At 37.6% G+C, this 16164-nt stretch carries 15 protein-coding genes; 6 read left to right on the plus strand and 9 right to left on the minus strand.

Translation table 11 applies throughout. The annotated features are described in order from the left end of the window. The 7 genes from ASG38_RS06005 to ASG38_RS06035 all read right to left on the minus strand — a co-directional run. On the minus strand, positions 1 to 492 hold a 492-nt coding region (locus tag ASG38_RS06005), incomplete at its 3' end, for an OmpH family outer membrane protein (RefSeq protein ID WP_056068146.1). Between the two features lie 40 nt (positions 493 to 532). Next, entirely contained in the window at positions 533 to 1591 is a 1059-nt protein-coding gene (locus tag ASG38_RS06010; RefSeq protein ID WP_056068149.1) for an OmpH family outer membrane protein, read from the minus strand. Between the two features lie 44 nt (positions 1592 to 1635). Then, positions 1636 to 4203, minus strand: coding sequence for an outer membrane protein assembly factor BamA (bamA, locus tag ASG38_RS06015; protein ID WP_056068152.1), 2568 nt, complete (start codon positions 4201 to 4203; stop codon positions 1636 to 1638). A 7-nt stretch (positions 4204 to 4210) separates the two neighbouring features. Continuing rightward, complete coding sequence (locus tag ASG38_RS06020) at positions 4211 to 4951, minus strand: isoprenyl transferase (protein WP_056068155.1); 741 nt, start codon at positions 4949 to 4951, stop codon at positions 4211 to 4213. Positions 4952 to 4954: 3 nt separating this feature from the next. Beyond that, complete coding sequence (locus ASG38_RS06025; RefSeq protein WP_056068157.1) at positions 4955 to 5638, minus strand: DUF6089 family protein; 684 nt, start codon at positions 5636 to 5638, stop codon at positions 4955 to 4957. Positions 5639 to 5787: 149 nt separating this feature from the next. Further along, positions 5788 to 6672, minus strand: a complete 885-nt coding sequence (locus tag ASG38_RS06030; protein ID WP_056068161.1) for an NAD kinase — start codon at positions 6670 to 6672, stop codon at positions 5788 to 5790. A gap of 22 nt (positions 6673 to 6694) precedes the next feature. Further along, entirely contained in the window at positions 6695 to 7354 is a 660-nt protein-coding gene (locus ASG38_RS06035; protein WP_056068163.1) for a CBS domain-containing protein, read from the minus strand. Positions 7355 to 7458: 104 nt separating this feature from the next. Between ASG38_RS06035 and ASG38_RS06040 the strand changes: the two genes are divergently transcribed. Both ASG38_RS06040 and ASG38_RS06045 read left to right on the plus strand, forming a co-directional pair. Continuing rightward, entirely contained in the window at positions 7459 to 8172 is a 714-nt protein-coding gene (locus ASG38_RS06040) for a pyridoxine 5'-phosphate synthase (protein WP_056068164.1), read from the plus strand. 17 nt (positions 8173 to 8189) lie between these two features. Beyond that, positions 8190 to 8954: an alpha/beta fold hydrolase gene (locus tag ASG38_RS06045; RefSeq protein ID WP_056068166.1), complete on the plus strand. Its 765-nt coding sequence runs from the start codon at positions 8190 to 8192 to the stop codon at positions 8952 to 8954. A 53-nt stretch (positions 8955 to 9007) separates the two neighbouring features. On the opposite strand, the gene ASG38_RS06050 is transcribed toward ASG38_RS06045, so the two are convergent. After that, on the minus strand, positions 9008 to 10360 hold the full coding sequence (locus ASG38_RS06050) for a T9SS type A sorting domain-containing protein (protein ID WP_162239664.1): 1353 nt from the start codon (positions 10358 to 10360) through the stop codon (positions 9008 to 9010). A gap of 111 nt (positions 10361 to 10471) precedes the next feature. On the opposite strand from ASG38_RS06050, the gene ASG38_RS06055 reads away from it, so the two are divergent. The 4 genes from ASG38_RS06055 (at position 10472) to clpX (ending at position 14488) form a co-directional block, all read left to right on the plus strand. Then, entirely contained in the window at positions 10472 to 10840 is a 369-nt protein-coding gene (locus ASG38_RS06055; protein ID WP_056068170.1) for a phage holin family protein, read from the plus strand. 123 nt (positions 10841 to 10963) lie between these two features. Next, positions 10964 to 12289, plus strand: a complete 1326-nt coding sequence (tig, locus tag ASG38_RS06060) for a trigger factor (RefSeq protein WP_056068172.1) — start codon at positions 10964 to 10966, stop codon at positions 12287 to 12289. Between the two features lie 222 nt (positions 12290 to 12511). Then, a complete protein-coding gene (clpP, locus tag ASG38_RS06065) occupies positions 12512 to 13171 on the plus strand; it encodes an ATP-dependent Clp endopeptidase proteolytic subunit ClpP (RefSeq protein ID WP_056068174.1) in 660 nt (219 codons plus the stop codon). Between the two features lie 81 nt (positions 13172 to 13252). Then, positions 13253 to 14488: an ATP-dependent Clp protease ATP-binding subunit ClpX gene (gene clpX, locus ASG38_RS06070; RefSeq protein ID WP_056068176.1), complete on the plus strand. Its 1236-nt coding sequence runs from the start codon at positions 13253 to 13255 to the stop codon at positions 14486 to 14488. A gap of 106 nt (positions 14489 to 14594) precedes the next feature. Here the strand turns inward: clpX and ASG38_RS06075 are convergent, their stop codons facing one another. Then, complete coding sequence (locus ASG38_RS06075; RefSeq protein ID WP_056068178.1) at positions 14595 to 16121, minus strand: GH3 auxin-responsive promoter family protein; 1527 nt, start codon at positions 16119 to 16121, stop codon at positions 14595 to 14597. Positions 16122 to 16164: the final 43 nt, after the last annotated feature.

Raw genomic sequence — 16164 nt, forward strand, 5'->3', positions numbered from 1 at the left:
AAGTTCTTTTTTTACATCAGCTGTAATGTTTGGTCCGTCAGCAAGTAAAACCATAGCTGAATCCAAAACATACTGATATCCTTTAGCTTTTCCTACTTTTTGGATAGCAGCTTTGATTTTTTCCTGGATAGGCTTAAATAAATCCTGCTCTTTTTGTTGTAATTCTTTTTGAGCATTTTCGCCGTAATCTCTGATTCTTTTTTGCATGTCCTGGATTTCAACAGCTCTGTCCTGATTTACTTTTTCAGCAACTGTACTTGATTCCGCATCATATTTTTTTAGTTTGGCCTGATATTCGTCAACCATCGTTTTGTAATCAGCGTTATAAGTCTGGTTCAATTTTTCAAGTTGCTTTTGCCCTTCTATCATTGCAGGCATCTTAGCCATAATTTCACTAACGTCAACATGTGCTGTCTTTGCTTGAGCATTCATAGTCTGGCTTGCACCAATGAAAAGCGCTGCGGCGATTAGTAAAGTTTTCAGTTGTTTCATCATTTTCAAGTATTAAATATTAATTTAGTTTTAGTTCCCTTTATTGTTTTTCTTCAGAATTTTTCTTTTCTTCTTTTTCTCTTTTAGCAGCTTCTCTTTCTTCTACTAATTTCTTTCTTTTTTCTTCGAGCGCTTTTTTACGTTCGTCTAATTTTCTCTGTCTTTCTTCGGCAGCTTCTTTTTTAGCCTGCTCCATGGCTGCTCTCTTTTCTTCAGCAGTTTGTCCGGCTTTTTCTTCTGTTTTGCCTTTGCCTTCTTCGGTTACATTTTCAGAAGAAGTGGTCTTTTTCTCTGCAGCTGGCTTTTCTTCTTTTTTAGTGTCTTCTGTTTTTGTTTTGGCAGCATTTCTTTTTTCTTCTCTTTCCGCTAACAGTTGCGCTCTTTTTTCTTCAAAAGCCTTTCTTTTCTCTTCGGCAGCAAGTTTTCTGTCTTCAATCATTTTTTCTCTGGCAGCTTTTTTGTCTTCCAGTACTTTCTGTCTTTCAGCCAGTTCAGGATTAGCATCGATCATGTCCTGCTTGCGCTCTTTTTCAGCTTCATCTTTCAGTTGTTTTTTGCTCAACTGTTCTCTTTTTTCTGCTCTTGTAAGTTGACGTACAACCTGGTCGCTGATGTTGTGTCTTTGGGCACCAAACAACATGGTTAGATCAGAGGACTTGTCAAAAATAAAGTCATATTTTTTTGCTTCAGCAATGTCTTGTACGATTGTAAAAACCTGATCCTGTATTGGTTTTACCAAAACAGCTTTTTGTGTAATCAAATCGCCCGTAGATCCGAATCTTTTTTGCTGAAATTCTAATAATTCATTTTCAAGAAATGAGATTTCTTCTTCTCTTTCCTCAATAAGCTCTTTGGTCAATAAAACTCTTTCCGTTTTTAGATTTTCTTTAAGCTTGTTGATTTCATTTCTTTTTACTTCTGCTTCCTGCTTCCATTTCTGGGCTTTCAGTTCGAGTTGGTTTTTTGCCTCGGCATAGTCAGGAACTTTTTCCAGAATATATTCCATGTCGATGTATCCAATACGAATACCTCTTGTCTGCGCATTGATGGCAGTTGAAAATGTAGCTGCTAGCAATAGTATAAAAAAATGTTTTCTCATATTCTTAATGTTATATTAGAAAATATCGTGCCAAATTTAAGTTTTTAAAACTGTTGTCCAATAATGAAATGGGTTTCCCATCCATTTTTCTGCGTACTGCCGGGAACCGGATCGAATCCGTGACCAAAGTCAATACCCAATAATCCGAATGCCGGCATGAATACTCTTAAACCAAATCCTGCTGAACGTTGTAATACAAACGGATTATAATCTCTAAAATTGTCGTAAGCTGCTCCGGCTTCAAGGAAAGTTAAGGCATAAATCGATGCTGCTCCTTTCAATGTAATCGGATATCTTAATTCTAACGAGAACTTGTTATAAATTGTGGCTCCGTTTTGGTTTCCATTAACATCTAGTGGTGTCAGGGATTGGTTTGGATAACCTCTCAACTGTATTACCTCTCGTCCGTCTAACGAATAGTTTGCCAAACCGTCTCCGCCAAGGAAGAATCTTTCAAATGGAACCAAACCTCTGTCATTATTATAAGCGCCTAAGAAACCAAATTCACCCAATGAACGAAGTACGAATTTACCATAAATTTTTGTATACCAATCTGCTTTGAATTTAATTTTATAATATTCCAGCCAATTAAATCTCTTTTGGTCGATTTTTGATTTGTCTGGAACAACATCTCCCGCAGCGTTTGTGGTTTGGTAATCCGGATCATTTTTTAAGTTTGCATAATCAATTCCATTGAAAAGTGAATATGGCAAAGTGAATTTTGCACTAATACTAAACTCCGATCCAAAAGTAGGGAAGATTGGGTCTATACCTCGGCTGTCTCTTCTTAATCCTATAGTGTAAGCCAGATTTCGTGAGTTGCCATTTCCGAATGTAAATAATCCGGTGTTATAATTGTTCAGGTCATAATACTGGAAACTGATTCCTTGCGAAAGGATGAAGTAATCATCAGGGACATTAAGCTTCTTGGCAATACCCAACGATATCGATGTGATGTTAAAACTCTTGTCTCTGTCAACGTCACTGGTTCTTCCTGTGTATAAGAACTGCTTACTGTGCGAAATAGATCCTGAGAACTGTACAGGTTTTTTCCCTCCAAGCCATGGTTCAGTAAAGGAAAGGCTATAGGTCTGGAAATAGGAACTTCCCTGAAGTCGTAATGCCAATTTCTGTCCGTCACCCATTGGAAGTGGAGTATAGGCGTCTTTTTTGAAAATATTTCGTATGGAGAAGTTATTGAAAGAAAGACCCAGGGTTCCGATGAAGCCACCGCCACCATAACCTCCCTGAAGTTCGATTTGGCTGGAACCTTTTTCAACAACATTATATTCAATATCAACGGTACCTGCAGCCGGGTCAACGTTTTTGAATTTTGGCTCCAATGCCTGAGGATCGAAAAACCCTAACTGCCCAAGTTCACGAAGCGTTCTCATCAAAAGTTCCTTGCTGTATTTTTGTCCCGGAAGTGTTCTTAATTCACGATAGATTACCTTGTCGTTGGTCTTGTCGTTTCCAACTACAGTAATTTTATTGAAATACGCCATCGGTCCTTCCATGATTCGGATTTCGAAATCAATGGTGTCATTGGCTGTTTTTACTTCTACCGCATTTACGGTTGAAAATAAATAACCACTGTTTTGGTACAGGTTTTTGATGTCGTTAGCGTCAGGTTTTGTCTTGTCTTCAATTCTTTTTTGAAGCAATACACCATTGTAAACATCTCCTTTTTTGATCCCTAGCATTTTTGTCAAACCTTGATCAGAGTATACAGAGTTTCCTAAGAATTTGATGTTTCCGAAATAGTATTTGTTACCTTCTTCAACTTTTAATTTTATGTCAACCGTATTTTTATCTTTGTTATAAGATATGGAATCAGATACGACACGGGCATCGCGGTATCCTTTTTCTTTATAAACGGATACGATGTTCTCTAAATCCTCATTGTATTTTTCCTTAATATATTTAGATCCTTTCCAAAAACGCAATGGGAATCTTGTTTTGGTGTTTTTCATCGCCTTTCTGATTCTTCCGTCAGAAAGTTTGTCATTACCGTCAACAACTATGGAGCTTACCTTTACTTTTTTGCCTTTGTCAATGTTTATTAGCATTTTAACCTCATTGCCGGATGTAGTGTCTGGATAGGTATTGATGACGACTTTGGTGTTATAGAAACCGTCTTTTTTGTATTTGTTTTCGATGTAGTTTTTGGTAGTAGTGATAAGGTTTTCATTGACAATTTTACCTTTTGTGAGTGAATTGTCTTTGATAAGTCCGTCTACCTTGGATTTTTTGACACCATTGATTTTTACTTCGCTAAGTTTTGGTAACTCGCTGATGTGCATGTCAATAAAGATACTGTCGCCGTCAATTCTATTGATATAGGTGTCTATTTCGTTGAATAATCCAAGTTTCCATAATTTTTTAATGGCACTACTGATTTCTTCTCCGGGAACTGTGATTCTTTGGCCTTTTTCAAGACCGGCAAATGTAACAACTGTTTGTTCGTTATAGCTGATTTTTCCGATGACGCTTACACCGGCTAGAATATATTCTCTTCCTTGATCAAATGGGACTCTCTCTTGGGCTTTTGCTTGGAAAATATTTCCTAAAACTAATACGGTTAAGAATAGTTTAATGCTTTTATTTAACATTAAAAATTTATTTAATTTGTTCACTTGTTTTTCCAAATCTACGTTCTCTTTTTTGATAGCTAATTATAGCTTCATACAAATCTTTTTCCCTAAAGTCAGGCCACAATACGTCTGTAAAGTACAATTCTGCATAAGCTATCTGCCAAAGTAAGAAATTGCTGATTCTATGTTCGCCACTGGTTCTTATTAATAAATCAACGTCTGGTAAATTTTGCGTGTAAAGATGCTGATTAATAATTGATTCGTCAATAGCGTCTATTGAAATTATATTATTTTTAACTATACTGCTTATGCTCTTTATTGCTGAGACGATTTCCTCACGGGAACCGTAGCTTAGCGCAAGAGTCAGCGTCATTCTGGTGTTGTCTTTTGTTTTGGAAATGACCTGCGATAATTCTTTTTGAGCAGAAGCCGGCAATTTTTCAAAATTACCTATAGTATTGAGTTTTATATTGTTCTCGGTAAGTGTTTTAAGCTCGTTTTTTAATGAGTTTATAAGAAGTTTCATTAAAGTGTCAACTTCCAGTTTTGGACGGTTCCAGTTTTCGGTAGAAAAAGCATAGAGCGTCAGGTTTTCAATGCCTAACTTAGCACAGGTCTCTACTGTAGTCCTTACAGCCTTGGTTCCATTTTCATGGCCAAAGGCTCTGAGCATACCTTTTTGTTTAGCCCAACGGCCATTGCCATCCATAATGATGGCCAGATGCTTTGGGAGGTTGTCTTTGTTTATAGTGTTAAGTAAGTCCATTCGTTATTCTGCACAGTAGCAAGGTTTGTTTCCAAAGGTATATGTTAGTGTAAAGCCTGTGAAAACATACCAGTCGTTGCTGTTTAAATTTCCAAATCGCAATGTTTTAAAACTGTCATTTTTGGGATTGCTGCCGTCCAGATTATCCGTAAAGGTATATCTGGCTCCGACTTCAAATCCTAAAATCAGTTTTTCTGCAATCCTGGTTTTTATGCCGACTGTCATAGGGATGGCAAAGGTGTTTTTATCCTCATCTTCCTCATATTGGTTATTTACGTGATATAGTTCTGTATATCTGAAATAACTGATACCGGAATATACGTATGGTGTCAGCAAAAAGCCTGATTCATGCAAATTAAAATCAAAAAAATTGAATTCAAGCCCTAAAGATAATTCTTTTACGCTATTTTCAAAGTTTAATCCTCTTTGTTTTCTGGCAGGCATGTCGGAATCGTGATCGTTGGAAGTAACTTTTCCTTGCATATAGGAAATTCTCCATGAATGTCTCGGGCTTTTATTCCATTTATAAAGTAGTCCGAAGGCAAATTCATTGGGTTTGACATAGTTTGTCGGACCCACATCTCCTATGTAGTTATTCCCGCCGGCAAAAATTCCAATTTCATGGATTTGGGCATTGGAGGCAGCATAACTAAAAATGCAGAACAAAGTGATTATTATCCGATTCATTTAGTAAAAAATAAGGGTGCAAATATAATAATTATGAGCACTTATCAACTGTCTAATAATTAAATATCCTTAATTTTAGACAAATGACAGGCTTTTCGATTTAAAGTAAACGAAACTTATGTGCCGATAGTATAAGAAGAAAGGGAATTTTAGTTTCTCTTGTCCTCACCCCAAAGCAATTTTGTACGCAATGTTTTTAAGAAACTTTTTTCGGGAAGTTCGACCATATTGATTTGGAAAGGTGTTTTTTTGATGGTCAGGATGGCGTTATTACTCATAGAGGCAACTCTGGAATCCAGTGAAACCAGATAATGTTCTTCCCTGCCTGAAACTTTTAGCTTGATTTCAACATTGTCAGGGATCACAAAAGGTCTTGCATTCAAATTATGGGGAGCAATAGGGGTAATTACAAAGCTTTCAACCGCAGGCATGAGAATTGGTCCGCCGCAGCTTAAGGAATATCCGGTTGATCCTGTTGGTGTTGAAATAATTAAACCGTCGGCCCAATAGGCATTTAGGTATTCTCCATTCAGGTAGGTTTCGACAGTAATCATCGAAGTGGTGTCTTTTCTGTTGATGGAAATCTCATTCATGGCAAAGTTTAGCCTCTCAATTTCCGGGATACTCTCTGTGCTTTCAAGGCTGAGTAGGGTTCTTGGCGAAAGGGAATAGTTTTTATCAATGATATACTGCATCAGTTCATCAATATTTTCTTTTTGCACTGTCGCTAAGAAACCAAGTCTTCCGGCATTAATTCCTAAAATCGGAATTCCGGAATCTCTTACGAGTGTGGCCGCGCGCAAAATCGTTCCGTCTCCGCCAATACTTACCAGAATGTCGATATTTCTGTCGAGGTCGTTGTAGTCATGAAAAGTATTGTATTCCTTCTTGATAATTTCTTTTTGGTGTAAGATTGCCAGAAAATCGTCCTGGATGACCAGATCTACATTGTTCTTGTTGAAGAAAACAAAGATATCCCGTATGATTGGTTCCGTGCTATTTTGGTAATATTGACCGTAAATGGCTACTTTCATTTCTGATAAATCTGAATTTGGTTTATATGTTCAAATATTTGTCCAGGTAATCTGAGCGTTCCTTTAAGGCATTCAGGTAATTGTCTTCCTGGTGCTCGGAGATAATTTCATAATTGTAGCGTCTGAAGGTCTGGATAATGTCATTCAGGGAGCCTAGAGCGATTTTTACGGTAATCTGTATTTTGTCGGCTTCCGCACTTGAGACAAACATGCCAAGTAGTTTTCCGTTATTGCTTTCCACAATCTGCGAAATCTGGCTCATGGAATAATCGTTGATGTTTTTTTCAACTATAATAATTCCTCCCATTTCTTTAAGGAAAGGAGTTTCGTGGAAAAATTTGATAATATCTGTAATGTCGTAGTAGCCAATATAGTTGTTTTTCTCATCCAAAACCGGGACTATACTTGTATGGTTTCGGGCAAAAATTTCTAACAAATCCAACCAGATCATATTTTTTCTGGCATAAAAACCTTCCAGGGTATAGCGGTAGTCCAGTATCTTTTTTTCAGCGTCGAAAGTTTCTACATCATCTCCTGAAATGCTGCCAATGTATATGCCATTTTCCAAAACCGGAAAATGGGAAAAAGACAGGTCGGCAAAAAAATCCTGAACGGACTCAATGGTATCGTCTACTGTTATCGCTTTAATATCATTATTAATGTAGTCTGTAATTTCAGTCATAGCCCAAAGTCAATAATCGTTGCAAAATAATCAAAAAATAGCACAAAACACCGTGTTTAACTTTGTATTTTTGTATTTAATAATTTTTCACAAAAAGCATTCCAATGACAAAATTAAGCGTAAACATAAATAAAATAGCTACTTTAAGAAACGCCCGGGGAGGCAATGTTCCTGATTTATTGCGGGTTGCTAAAGACATACAGCGTTTTGGCGGGCAAGGAATCACGATTCATCCAAGACCGGATGAGCGCCATATTCGTTATCAGGATGCACGCGACCTGAAACCGATAGTTTATACGGAATACAATATTGAAGGGAACCCGGAACAGAAGTTTATTGACCTGGTGCTAGAAGTAAAGCCTACACAGGTAACTCTGGTGCCGGATGCTGTTGATGCCATTACTTCTAATGCAGGTTGGGATACGGTTAAACATCAGGATTATCTGAAAGAGATTATACAGGAATTTCAACGTAACGGTATCAGGACTTCTATTTTTGTAGATCCGGTGCTTGAAATGATTGAAGGTGCCAAAAAAACCGGAACCGAAAGAGTTGAATTATATACGGAAGCTTTTGCCCATCAATATGGTCTCGGAAATAAAGAAGGTATATTGCCATATGTCGAGGCGGCAAAATTGGCAAACGAATTGGATTTGGGAATCAACGCAGGTCATGACCTTAGTTTGGATAACATACAGTTTTTTAAGCAGAATATCCCTAATCTTCTAGAGGTTTCTATAGGGCATGCCTTGATTTCTGAATCTATTTATTTAGGGCTCGAGAATGTTGTGAATATGTATCTTCAAAAATTGAAATAACCTAAAAAGAACAGATTATGTTGTATTCAAGAATAGAAGGTGAAGGAAAACCATTGCTTATTCTTCACGGTTTTTTAGGGATGTCAGACAATTGGAAGACCTTTGCAGGGCAGATAGCTACCGAAGGATTTCAACTGCATATTTTGGACCTCCGCAATCATGGAAGGAGTTTTCATTCGGACGTTTTTACCTATGAAGCAATGGTTCAGGATGTGCTTGAATATTGTGAAGGACACGGTTTGGATAAGGTTTCAGTTTTGGGGCATTCAATGGGTGGCAAGGTGGCAATGTTTTTTGCAGCTACCTATCCGGAAAAAGTGGAGAAATTAATTGTGGCAGATATTGGCCCGAAATATTACAGACCGCATCACCAGGATATAATGGCCGGATTGAATGCGGTAGATTTATCACAAAAGCCGGATCGCGCTCAGGTTGAAGAAATCCTGAAAGAATATGTGTCGGATTTTGGGACACGTCAATTTTTAATGAAAAGCCTTTATTGGATTGAGCCGGGGCAACTTGCTTTCCGTTTTAATCTGCCTGTTTTCAATGAGTACATTGATAATATAGGGAAAGCGCTTCCGGATAATGCGGTATTCGAAAAACCGACATTGTTTCTAAGAGGAGGAAATTCCAATTACATCAAAGATGAGGATTTTGAAATGATAAGGCACCATTTTCCAAATTCTGAAATCAAGACCATACCTAATGCCGGACATTGGCTGCATGCAGAAAATCCAAAAGATTTTTATAGTGAATCAATCCAGTACTTACTAAAATAAAAAAAATCCCTTTCTGAAACCAGAAAGGGATTTTTTGTGGAATTTATAAAAAATTATTGTTTTGCAAATTTGATAGTTTCTTTTGCTCCACTGTCATTTGTAGCTGTCAAAACATATATTCCTGTTCCAAGACCTGAAATATTTAGGTTTACTTGGTCTTGTGCAGAGAATTTCTGATTTAAAACCTGCTTTCCTAACAGATCGTAGATAGCAACTTCATTGATAGAAGTTCCGCTCAGGTTTAATTGGTCATTTGCCGGATTTGGATAAGCTTTGAAAGTCTTGCCGGAGGCGAAATCTTCCATTCCTAAAGTAGAACCGGTGTATTTATAAATTCCTCCGGTTGATACTCCGCCTGTTACAGTTGTGAAGCCACTTGCCCAACCTGTAGTTCCGTTTAAGAATGCAATAGAGATTCTTTGAACACCTGTGTCAATTTGTGTCCAGGTTGTTCCGTTGTTGTTGCTATATCCTGTAAAGAAATTATCGTTTTCATCTTTACCATTACCAACAAGAATATTGGTCCCTTTAATATAAGCTAGATTAGTGTAAGGAGCTGTATAGCTTGCGCCGGAATCCCAGGACGTTCCTCCGTTAGAAGTTTTGTAAAGAGTATAGGTGTTGATGGCAGAAGAACCACTTCCCGTAGTGCTTCTTGCTAATAAGATTCCATTATTGTTATCACTGAAGAAAATCTGGCCTCCAACTGCTGTTGCTGAGAAATCAGAAATCGGAGTATTCAATTTTGTCCAGGTAACTCCCATATCTGTAGTTCTGTATAACTTTCCTTTGTTGGTAACAAACCAGAAAGAGTTGCCTGCTGCTACGTTTCCTCCGTTATATCCGTATTCGTCAGATTCAGGGTCTGGAATAGAAGCCGCTGCGACGGGAGTCCAGCTGGTGCCGCCATTATTAGTTGTGTAAACTTCAAATTCTCCTGCTACCGGGTCGCCTTGTGTAACTCCGTTATTCTCGTCAAAGAAGTGAACTACATTAAAGAAGGAAGCTCCTGCTGTTGAGTATGCAGTTGTGTTTTGTTTGGTCCAGTTTGCACCTCCGTTAGTTGTTTTCCAAACACCGCCAAGCCCGTTGGTCGGGTGTACGGCTCCAACCCATGCAGTTGTAGCACTAATAGGCATAAGATTGGTTATTTCAAGCGTTGTGCTTCCAATGTTAATTGTTCCTGGAGTCCATGTTGTACCTCCGTTAGTTGTTTTTGTGAAAATTTGCACATTGGCACCGGCTACACCATCATAACCTTTAGCCCAAACAGTATTGGCGTCAATAATGTGGATTTCATCCAGTCCTCTGCTGTTTGCGGTAAATCCTGTGTTTTGGACGGCCCATTGTGAGTGCATTGTCCAACTGGCAGCTAATAGTGCCGTTAAAAGTAGTTTTTGTCTCATTGTTAAATTTTTTAATTGGTAATCAAAGATATAAATTTTGAATTCAAGAGATGATAAAATTAACATATTGTAAAAAATCATTATATTTGATTAAACATAAATCGATATATTATGAATTTAATTATCAGAATTCTTGTCACGGCTGTTTTAGTAATGATAATAGCACATTTTATGCCCGGAGTTGCCCTGAAAGGAACTCATGGAATCTCATCAGAAAATTTTGTGACTGCAATAATTGTTGCGGTGGTTTTAGGGCTCCTTAATTTATTTGTAAAGCCTCTTTTGGTTTTGCTTACGCTTCCGGTAACCGTCATCACTTTCGGATTATTCCTTCTTGTAATTAATGCGCTGATAATTATGCTTTGTGCGAATCTGGTTGACGGCTTCGCGGTTTCGAGCTTTTGGACGGCACTTTTGTTTAGTTTAATCCTGTCTATTTTGCAGTCTGTGGTGTTCTCGCTCACAGGAGGAGATAACTAATATAGTCTATTTGATAGCAGATAGTTATCCTATTTGTTAATCCTATATTAATACATGAATGTAAAACTTGGTTGGGTTGTAAAAATGTTATAATTTTGCAACCCAATTTTAGTATGTAAAAAAATGAATATTACAAGAAATAATGTTGACGCATTAAATGCGGTTGTAACAGTTGAAGTATCAAAGGCAGATTATGCTCCTCAAGTTGACAAAGTTTTAAAAAACTACTCAAAAAATGCTAGTGTTCCTGGTTTTAGAAAAGGTGCAGTTCCAATGAGCCTGATCCAGAAACAATACGGAAAGGCAGTTTTACTGGAAGAAGTAAACAAGGTGTTACAGGAAAACCTTAACAACTACCTGGCTTCTGAAAAATTGGATATACTTGGGAACCCGCTTCCAAAAATCAATGAAGACTTCAATTGGGATGCAGATGATTATTCTTTTGAATTCGAATTGGGTCTTGCACCTGAGTTTACGGTAGATTTAGAGGCTAAAAATAAAATCACTTACTACAAGATTACTGCCGATGACAAAATGCTTGATGATCAGGTAAAACGCATCCAGAAGCAATATGGTAAATTGATTTCTAAAGATACGGTAGAAGAAGGTTTTGACGTGACCGGTACTTTTACTAACGAAGAAAACGGAATCAACAATACGGTTACAATTTCTCTTGATATTTTTAAAGATAAAAAGACAGCTAAAAAATTCATCGGAAAGAAAGTAGGCGATGTTGTTACTTTAAAAACAAAAGGTCTTTTTGATGACGATCATAAATTAATGGATTATCTTAAAGTAAGCCACGATAATGTTCATGGTCTTGATATTGAGGTAGATTTCAAAATTGAAGAAATCAACGCTACAGAATTGGCTGAATTAAATCAGGAGCTTTTCGATAAATTGTTTGGAGAAGGAAATGTAACTTCTGTTGAGCAGGTAAAAGAAAAAATCAAAGAAGATGCTGAAAAGCAATTCGCTTCTCAGGCTGACCAGAAATTCATAAACGATGTAACGACTTCGTTATTGGAAAATACTAAATTCGATTTGCCGGCTGCTTTCCTTAAAAAATGGATTCAGACTGTTGGTGAAACACCTTTGACAGCAGAGCAGGCTGAAGAAGAATATGCAAGATCTGAAAACGGACTTCGCTACCAATTGATTGAAGGTAAAGTGATGGCTCAAAATAACCTTCAGATTACTTTTGATGATTTGAAAGCGTATACTGCTGATGTTATCAAAAAGCAAATGGCACAATTCGGACAAATGAATCCAACCGACGAAGATGTAGATGGAATTGTGGCTAGAGTGCTTTCGAACCAGGAAGAAGTAAAAAGACTTTCGGAACAGGTAATGAATGAAAAAATGCTAAACCTGTTCAAAGAAAAAGTAAAAGCAAAGACAAAAGAGGTTTCTTACGAGCAGTTCATCAAAGAAATGTACGGAGAATAAATTCTTGAAAAAATCGTTATCTTTAAGGCGCCAAAGTATTTTTTGGCGCTCTTTGTTTTATGCTTCTTCGGATTTTATACTCAGATACTGACGGATTGTCCGATTGTGCAAATGCTTTTCATGCCAATCAGGTGAGATTTGCACTTAGCACGAACTTTGCATAGTCAAAGAATATGACAAGAACTGTTTTTATAACTCGTAACTTTTAACTTAATTTAAAAAATGGATTACGGTAAAGAATTTAAAAAATTTGCTATAAAGCACCAGGGCGTTAACAGCATGTATTACGATAAAATCGTTAATAGCATGACGCCATATATTATTGAAGAAAGACAATTAAACGTATCACAATTGGATGTGTTTTCGCGTTTGATGATGGACAGAATCATTTTCCTTGGAACAGGAGTTGATGATCATGTAGCTAACATTATTCAGGCACAATTGCTGTTTTTGGAAAGTGTTGATTCATCAAAAGATGTTCAAATCTATATCAATTCTCCTGGCGGAAGTGTATATGCCGGATTGGGAATTTATGATACGATGCAGTACATCAAACCGGATGTGGCTACTATCTGTACGGGAATGGCCGCTTCTATGGGAGCAGTTTTACTTTGTGCCGGAGCAGCAGGAAAACGTTCGGCTTTGCCACATTCAAGGGTTATGATTCACCAACCATCAGGAGGAGCACAAGGTGTCGCTACCGATATGGAAATCAATCTTCGTGAAATGTTGAAGCTGAAAGATGAATTGTATGAAATCATCTCGAAGCATTCAGGACAACCTTTTGACAGAGTTCATAAAGACAGCGAAAGAGATTACTGGATGAAAGCTGACGAGGCAAAAGAATACGGAATGATTGATGAGGTTTTGAGAAGAAGTTAATAAAATTAGTTTTTAGTGTATAGTTGATAGTTTATACAAAGCAACTATCAACTATACACTATCCACTATCAATTAATAAATATGGCTAAAGAAGTATTAGAGTGTTCTTTTTGTGGAAGGAAAAAGCCAGAAACAAATCTGCTGATTGCAGGAATTGACGCGCATATTTGCGACAGGTGTATCGAACAGGCACACGGAATCGTCATCGAAGAACTAAAGCAGAACAAAAGAAACGGAGCAATGGCTTCGGATCTGATTTTGCAAAAACCAAAAGAGATTAGAGCTTTTTTGGATAAATATGTTATTGGACAGGACCAGACGAAAAAAGTTATGTCTGTTGCTGTTTACAACCACTACAAGCGTCTGATGCAACAGCAATCCGACGATGAGGTTGAAATTGAAAAGAGCAACATCATTATGGTTGGACAAACGGGTACAGGAAAAACATTGGTGGCAAAAACCATTGCCAAAATGTTGGATGTGCCTTTGGCAATAGTAGATGCGACCGTATTGACCGAAGCGGGTTATGTGGGTGAGGATGTTGAAAGCATCCTTACGAGATTGCTTCAGGCTGCTGACTATGATGTGGCAAAAGCGGAAAGGGGAATCGTTTTTATTGATGAGATTGATAAAATTGCCAGAAAAAGCGATAACCCATCCATCACAAGAGATGTTTCCGGAGAAGGTGTTCAACAGGCGTTATTGAAACTTTTGGAAGGAACCGTAGTCAATGTGCCGCCAAAAGGAGGAAGAAAACACCCGGACCAAAAATTTGTCGAAGTAAATACGCAAAACATCCTGTTTATTGCCGGAGGTGCTTTTGACGGAATAGAAAGAATTATTTCTAAACGTTTGAACCGTCAGGCTGTTGGATACAGTTCTTCAAAAAATACAGACAATATTGACAAGGATAATCTGTTGCAGTATGTTATTCCAAAAGACATAAAAGATTTCGGATTGATTCCTGAAATCATTGGACGTCTTCCGGTTTTGACACATATGGATCCTCTTGACAGAGAAACTTTAAGAGCCATTCTTACAGAACCAAAAAATGCATTAATCAAGCAATACCAAAAGCTTTTTGCTATGGACGATGTAGAACTTTCGGTTTCTGGCGAAGCATTGGATTATGTAGTTGATAAGGCTCTTGAATACAAGCTGGGAGCACGTGGTCTGCGTTCTTTGTGTGAAGCCATTCTGACTGATGCGATGTATGACCTGCCAAGTTCAGACGATAAGACTTTGGTGATTGATAAATCATATGCTGAAAATGCCTTAGACAAAAATCTTTTACAGCGATTGAAAGCTGCATCTTAAAAAATAATTATAAAAAATAAAAATCCCGATGAGCCATTCATCGGGATTTTTTATGTCTGATTCGGATTCGTTGGTTTTCCTAACCTAAATAGTAGTGCAATTTCAGTTAGGTGTTGACAGGGTGCTGCATGGATTTCAATTCTTCCAGATAGTTCCTTTGGTTGGAAAGTCTTGGAATTTTATGTTGTCCGCCCAGCTTATCCTGTTCCTTTAACCAATCATAAAACAGGTTTGTTCTGGCTATGTTGATGATTAGAGGATTTAAAGTCATGTTGTTGTGGCGCTTTGCCTCATAGTCTGAATTTAAAGATTGTAACGTATCGTCTAAAATCTGTCTGAAATCAGATATGTTTTCAGGAGCATTTTTAAATTCAATCATCCATTCGTGTGCGCCTTTTTCCTTTCCTTCCATAAAAACCGGCGCTACAGTATAGTCAATAACTTCGGTATTGGTTAGTTTACAGGCTTTGGCAATTGCCTTGTCTGTATTTTCGACGATAAGTTCTTCCCCAAAAACATTGATATGGTGTTTGGTTCTGCCGCTCACGCGAATTCTGTAGGGATTTAAAGAAGTAAATCGCACGGTGTCGCCTACCATATAGCGCCATAGTCCGGCATTGGTAGTGATTACAATAGCATAATTTTTGCCTAATTCTACTTCAGATAGCCTGATAGTTTTTTGTTCCGGTGTTCCGAAAGTATCCATAGGAATAAATTCATAGAATATTCCGTAATCCAACATTAACAAAAGGTCGCTTGAATTGTTGAGGTCCTGAATGGCAAAAAAACCTTCAGACGCATTGTAGATTTCGTAATATTGGAATTCTGAACTGGGAAGTATTTTTTTGTATTGTTCACGGTAAGGTTCAAAACTCACACCGCCATGAAAATAAACTTCCAGATTAGGCCAGATTTCGAGCAGGTTTGATTTTCCGGTAGCTTCTAAGGTTTTGTTCATCAGTACCAGCATCCAGGAAGGAACCCCGGCAAAACTGGTCACATTTTCATGTATGGTTTCATTGATAATTGCCGGAATTTTGGTTTCCCATTCGCTCATTAAGGAAACTTTATTACTTGGCGTACTGCTAAACTCGGCCCAAATAGGCATATTGTCAATCAGGATGGCTGACAGGTCTCCAAAAAAAGTATTGTTGTCTTCATACAATTGCTTACTGCCACCCAAACGCAGGCTTTTGCCGGTAAACAATTGTGATTCTTCATTGTTGTTGAGGTACAAGCTCAATAAGTCTTTTCCGGCCTTATAATGGCAATTTTCTAAAGCTTCGGTACTTACCGGAATGAATTTGCTTTTGGCATTGGTTGTTCCGCTTGATTTGGCAAACCATTTTATAGGTGTGCTCCAGAAAACGTTTTGTTCCCCTTTTCGTGTTCTTTCAATCAAAGGCTCCAGATCTTCATAAGTGGAAACCGGAACCCTTTCGGTAAATTCCTGATAAGATTTTACAGAAGAAAAATCATATTGTTTGCCAATGACGGTTTGTTCGGCAGTCCGTATCAGGTTCAGAAGCAATTCTTCCTGGACTTCATTAGGGTATTTCAGGAATAATTCAATTTGATGGATTCTTTTTTTTAAAATCCATGTTGCTACTGAATTGATTATGGGTAACGCCATTTTTTAGGTTTGAGTTATGATTTATGAGTTATGAATTCTAACT

The organism is Flavobacterium sp. Leaf359, from assembly GCF_001423985.1.
Taxonomy (GTDB): Bacteria; Bacteroidota; Bacteroidia; order Flavobacteriales; family Flavobacteriaceae; genus Flavobacterium; species Flavobacterium lindanitolerans.

Coding starts and splice junctions, on each gene's coding strand:
- ASG38_RS06010 (WP_056068149.1), bottom strand. CDS start 1,591: ATGAGAAAACATTTTTTTATACTATTGCTAGCAGCTACATTTTCAACT.
- bamA (WP_056068152.1), bottom strand. CDS start 4,203: ATGTTAAATAAAAGCATTAAACTATTCTTAACCGTATTAGTTTTAGGA.
- ASG38_RS06020 (WP_056068155.1), bottom strand. CDS start 4,951: ATGGACTTACTTAACACTATAAACAAAGACAACCTCCCAAAGCATCTG.
- ASG38_RS06025 (WP_056068157.1), bottom strand. CDS start 5,638: ATGAATCGGATAATAATCACTTTGTTCTGCATTTTTAGTTATGCTGCC.
- ASG38_RS06030 (WP_056068161.1), bottom strand. CDS start 6,672: ATGAAAGTAGCCATTTACGGTCAATATTACCAAAATAGCACGGAACCA.
- ASG38_RS06035 (WP_056068163.1), bottom strand. CDS start 7,354: ATGACTGAAATTACAGACTACATTAATAATGATATTAAAGCGATAACA.
- ASG38_RS06040 (WP_056068164.1), top strand. CDS start 7,459: ATGACAAAATTAAGCGTAAACATAAATAAAATAGCTACTTTAAGAAAC.
- ASG38_RS06045 (WP_056068166.1), top strand. CDS start 8,190: ATGTTGTATTCAAGAATAGAAGGTGAAGGAAAACCATTGCTTATTCTT.
- ASG38_RS06050 (WP_162239664.1), bottom strand. CDS start 10,360: ATGAGACAAAAACTACTTTTAACGGCACTATTAGCTGCCAGTTGGACA.
- ASG38_RS06055 (WP_056068170.1), top strand. CDS start 10,472: ATGAATTTAATTATCAGAATTCTTGTCACGGCTGTTTTAGTAATGATA.
- tig (WP_056068172.1), top strand. CDS start 10,964: ATGAATATTACAAGAAATAATGTTGACGCATTAAATGCGGTTGTAACA.
- clpP (WP_056068174.1), top strand. CDS start 12,512: ATGGATTACGGTAAAGAATTTAAAAAATTTGCTATAAAGCACCAGGGC.
- clpX (WP_056068176.1), top strand. CDS start 13,253: ATGGCTAAAGAAGTATTAGAGTGTTCTTTTTGTGGAAGGAAAAAGCCA.
- ASG38_RS06075 (WP_056068178.1), bottom strand. CDS start 16,121: ATGGCGTTACCCATAATCAATTCAGTAGCAACATGGATTTTAAAAAAA.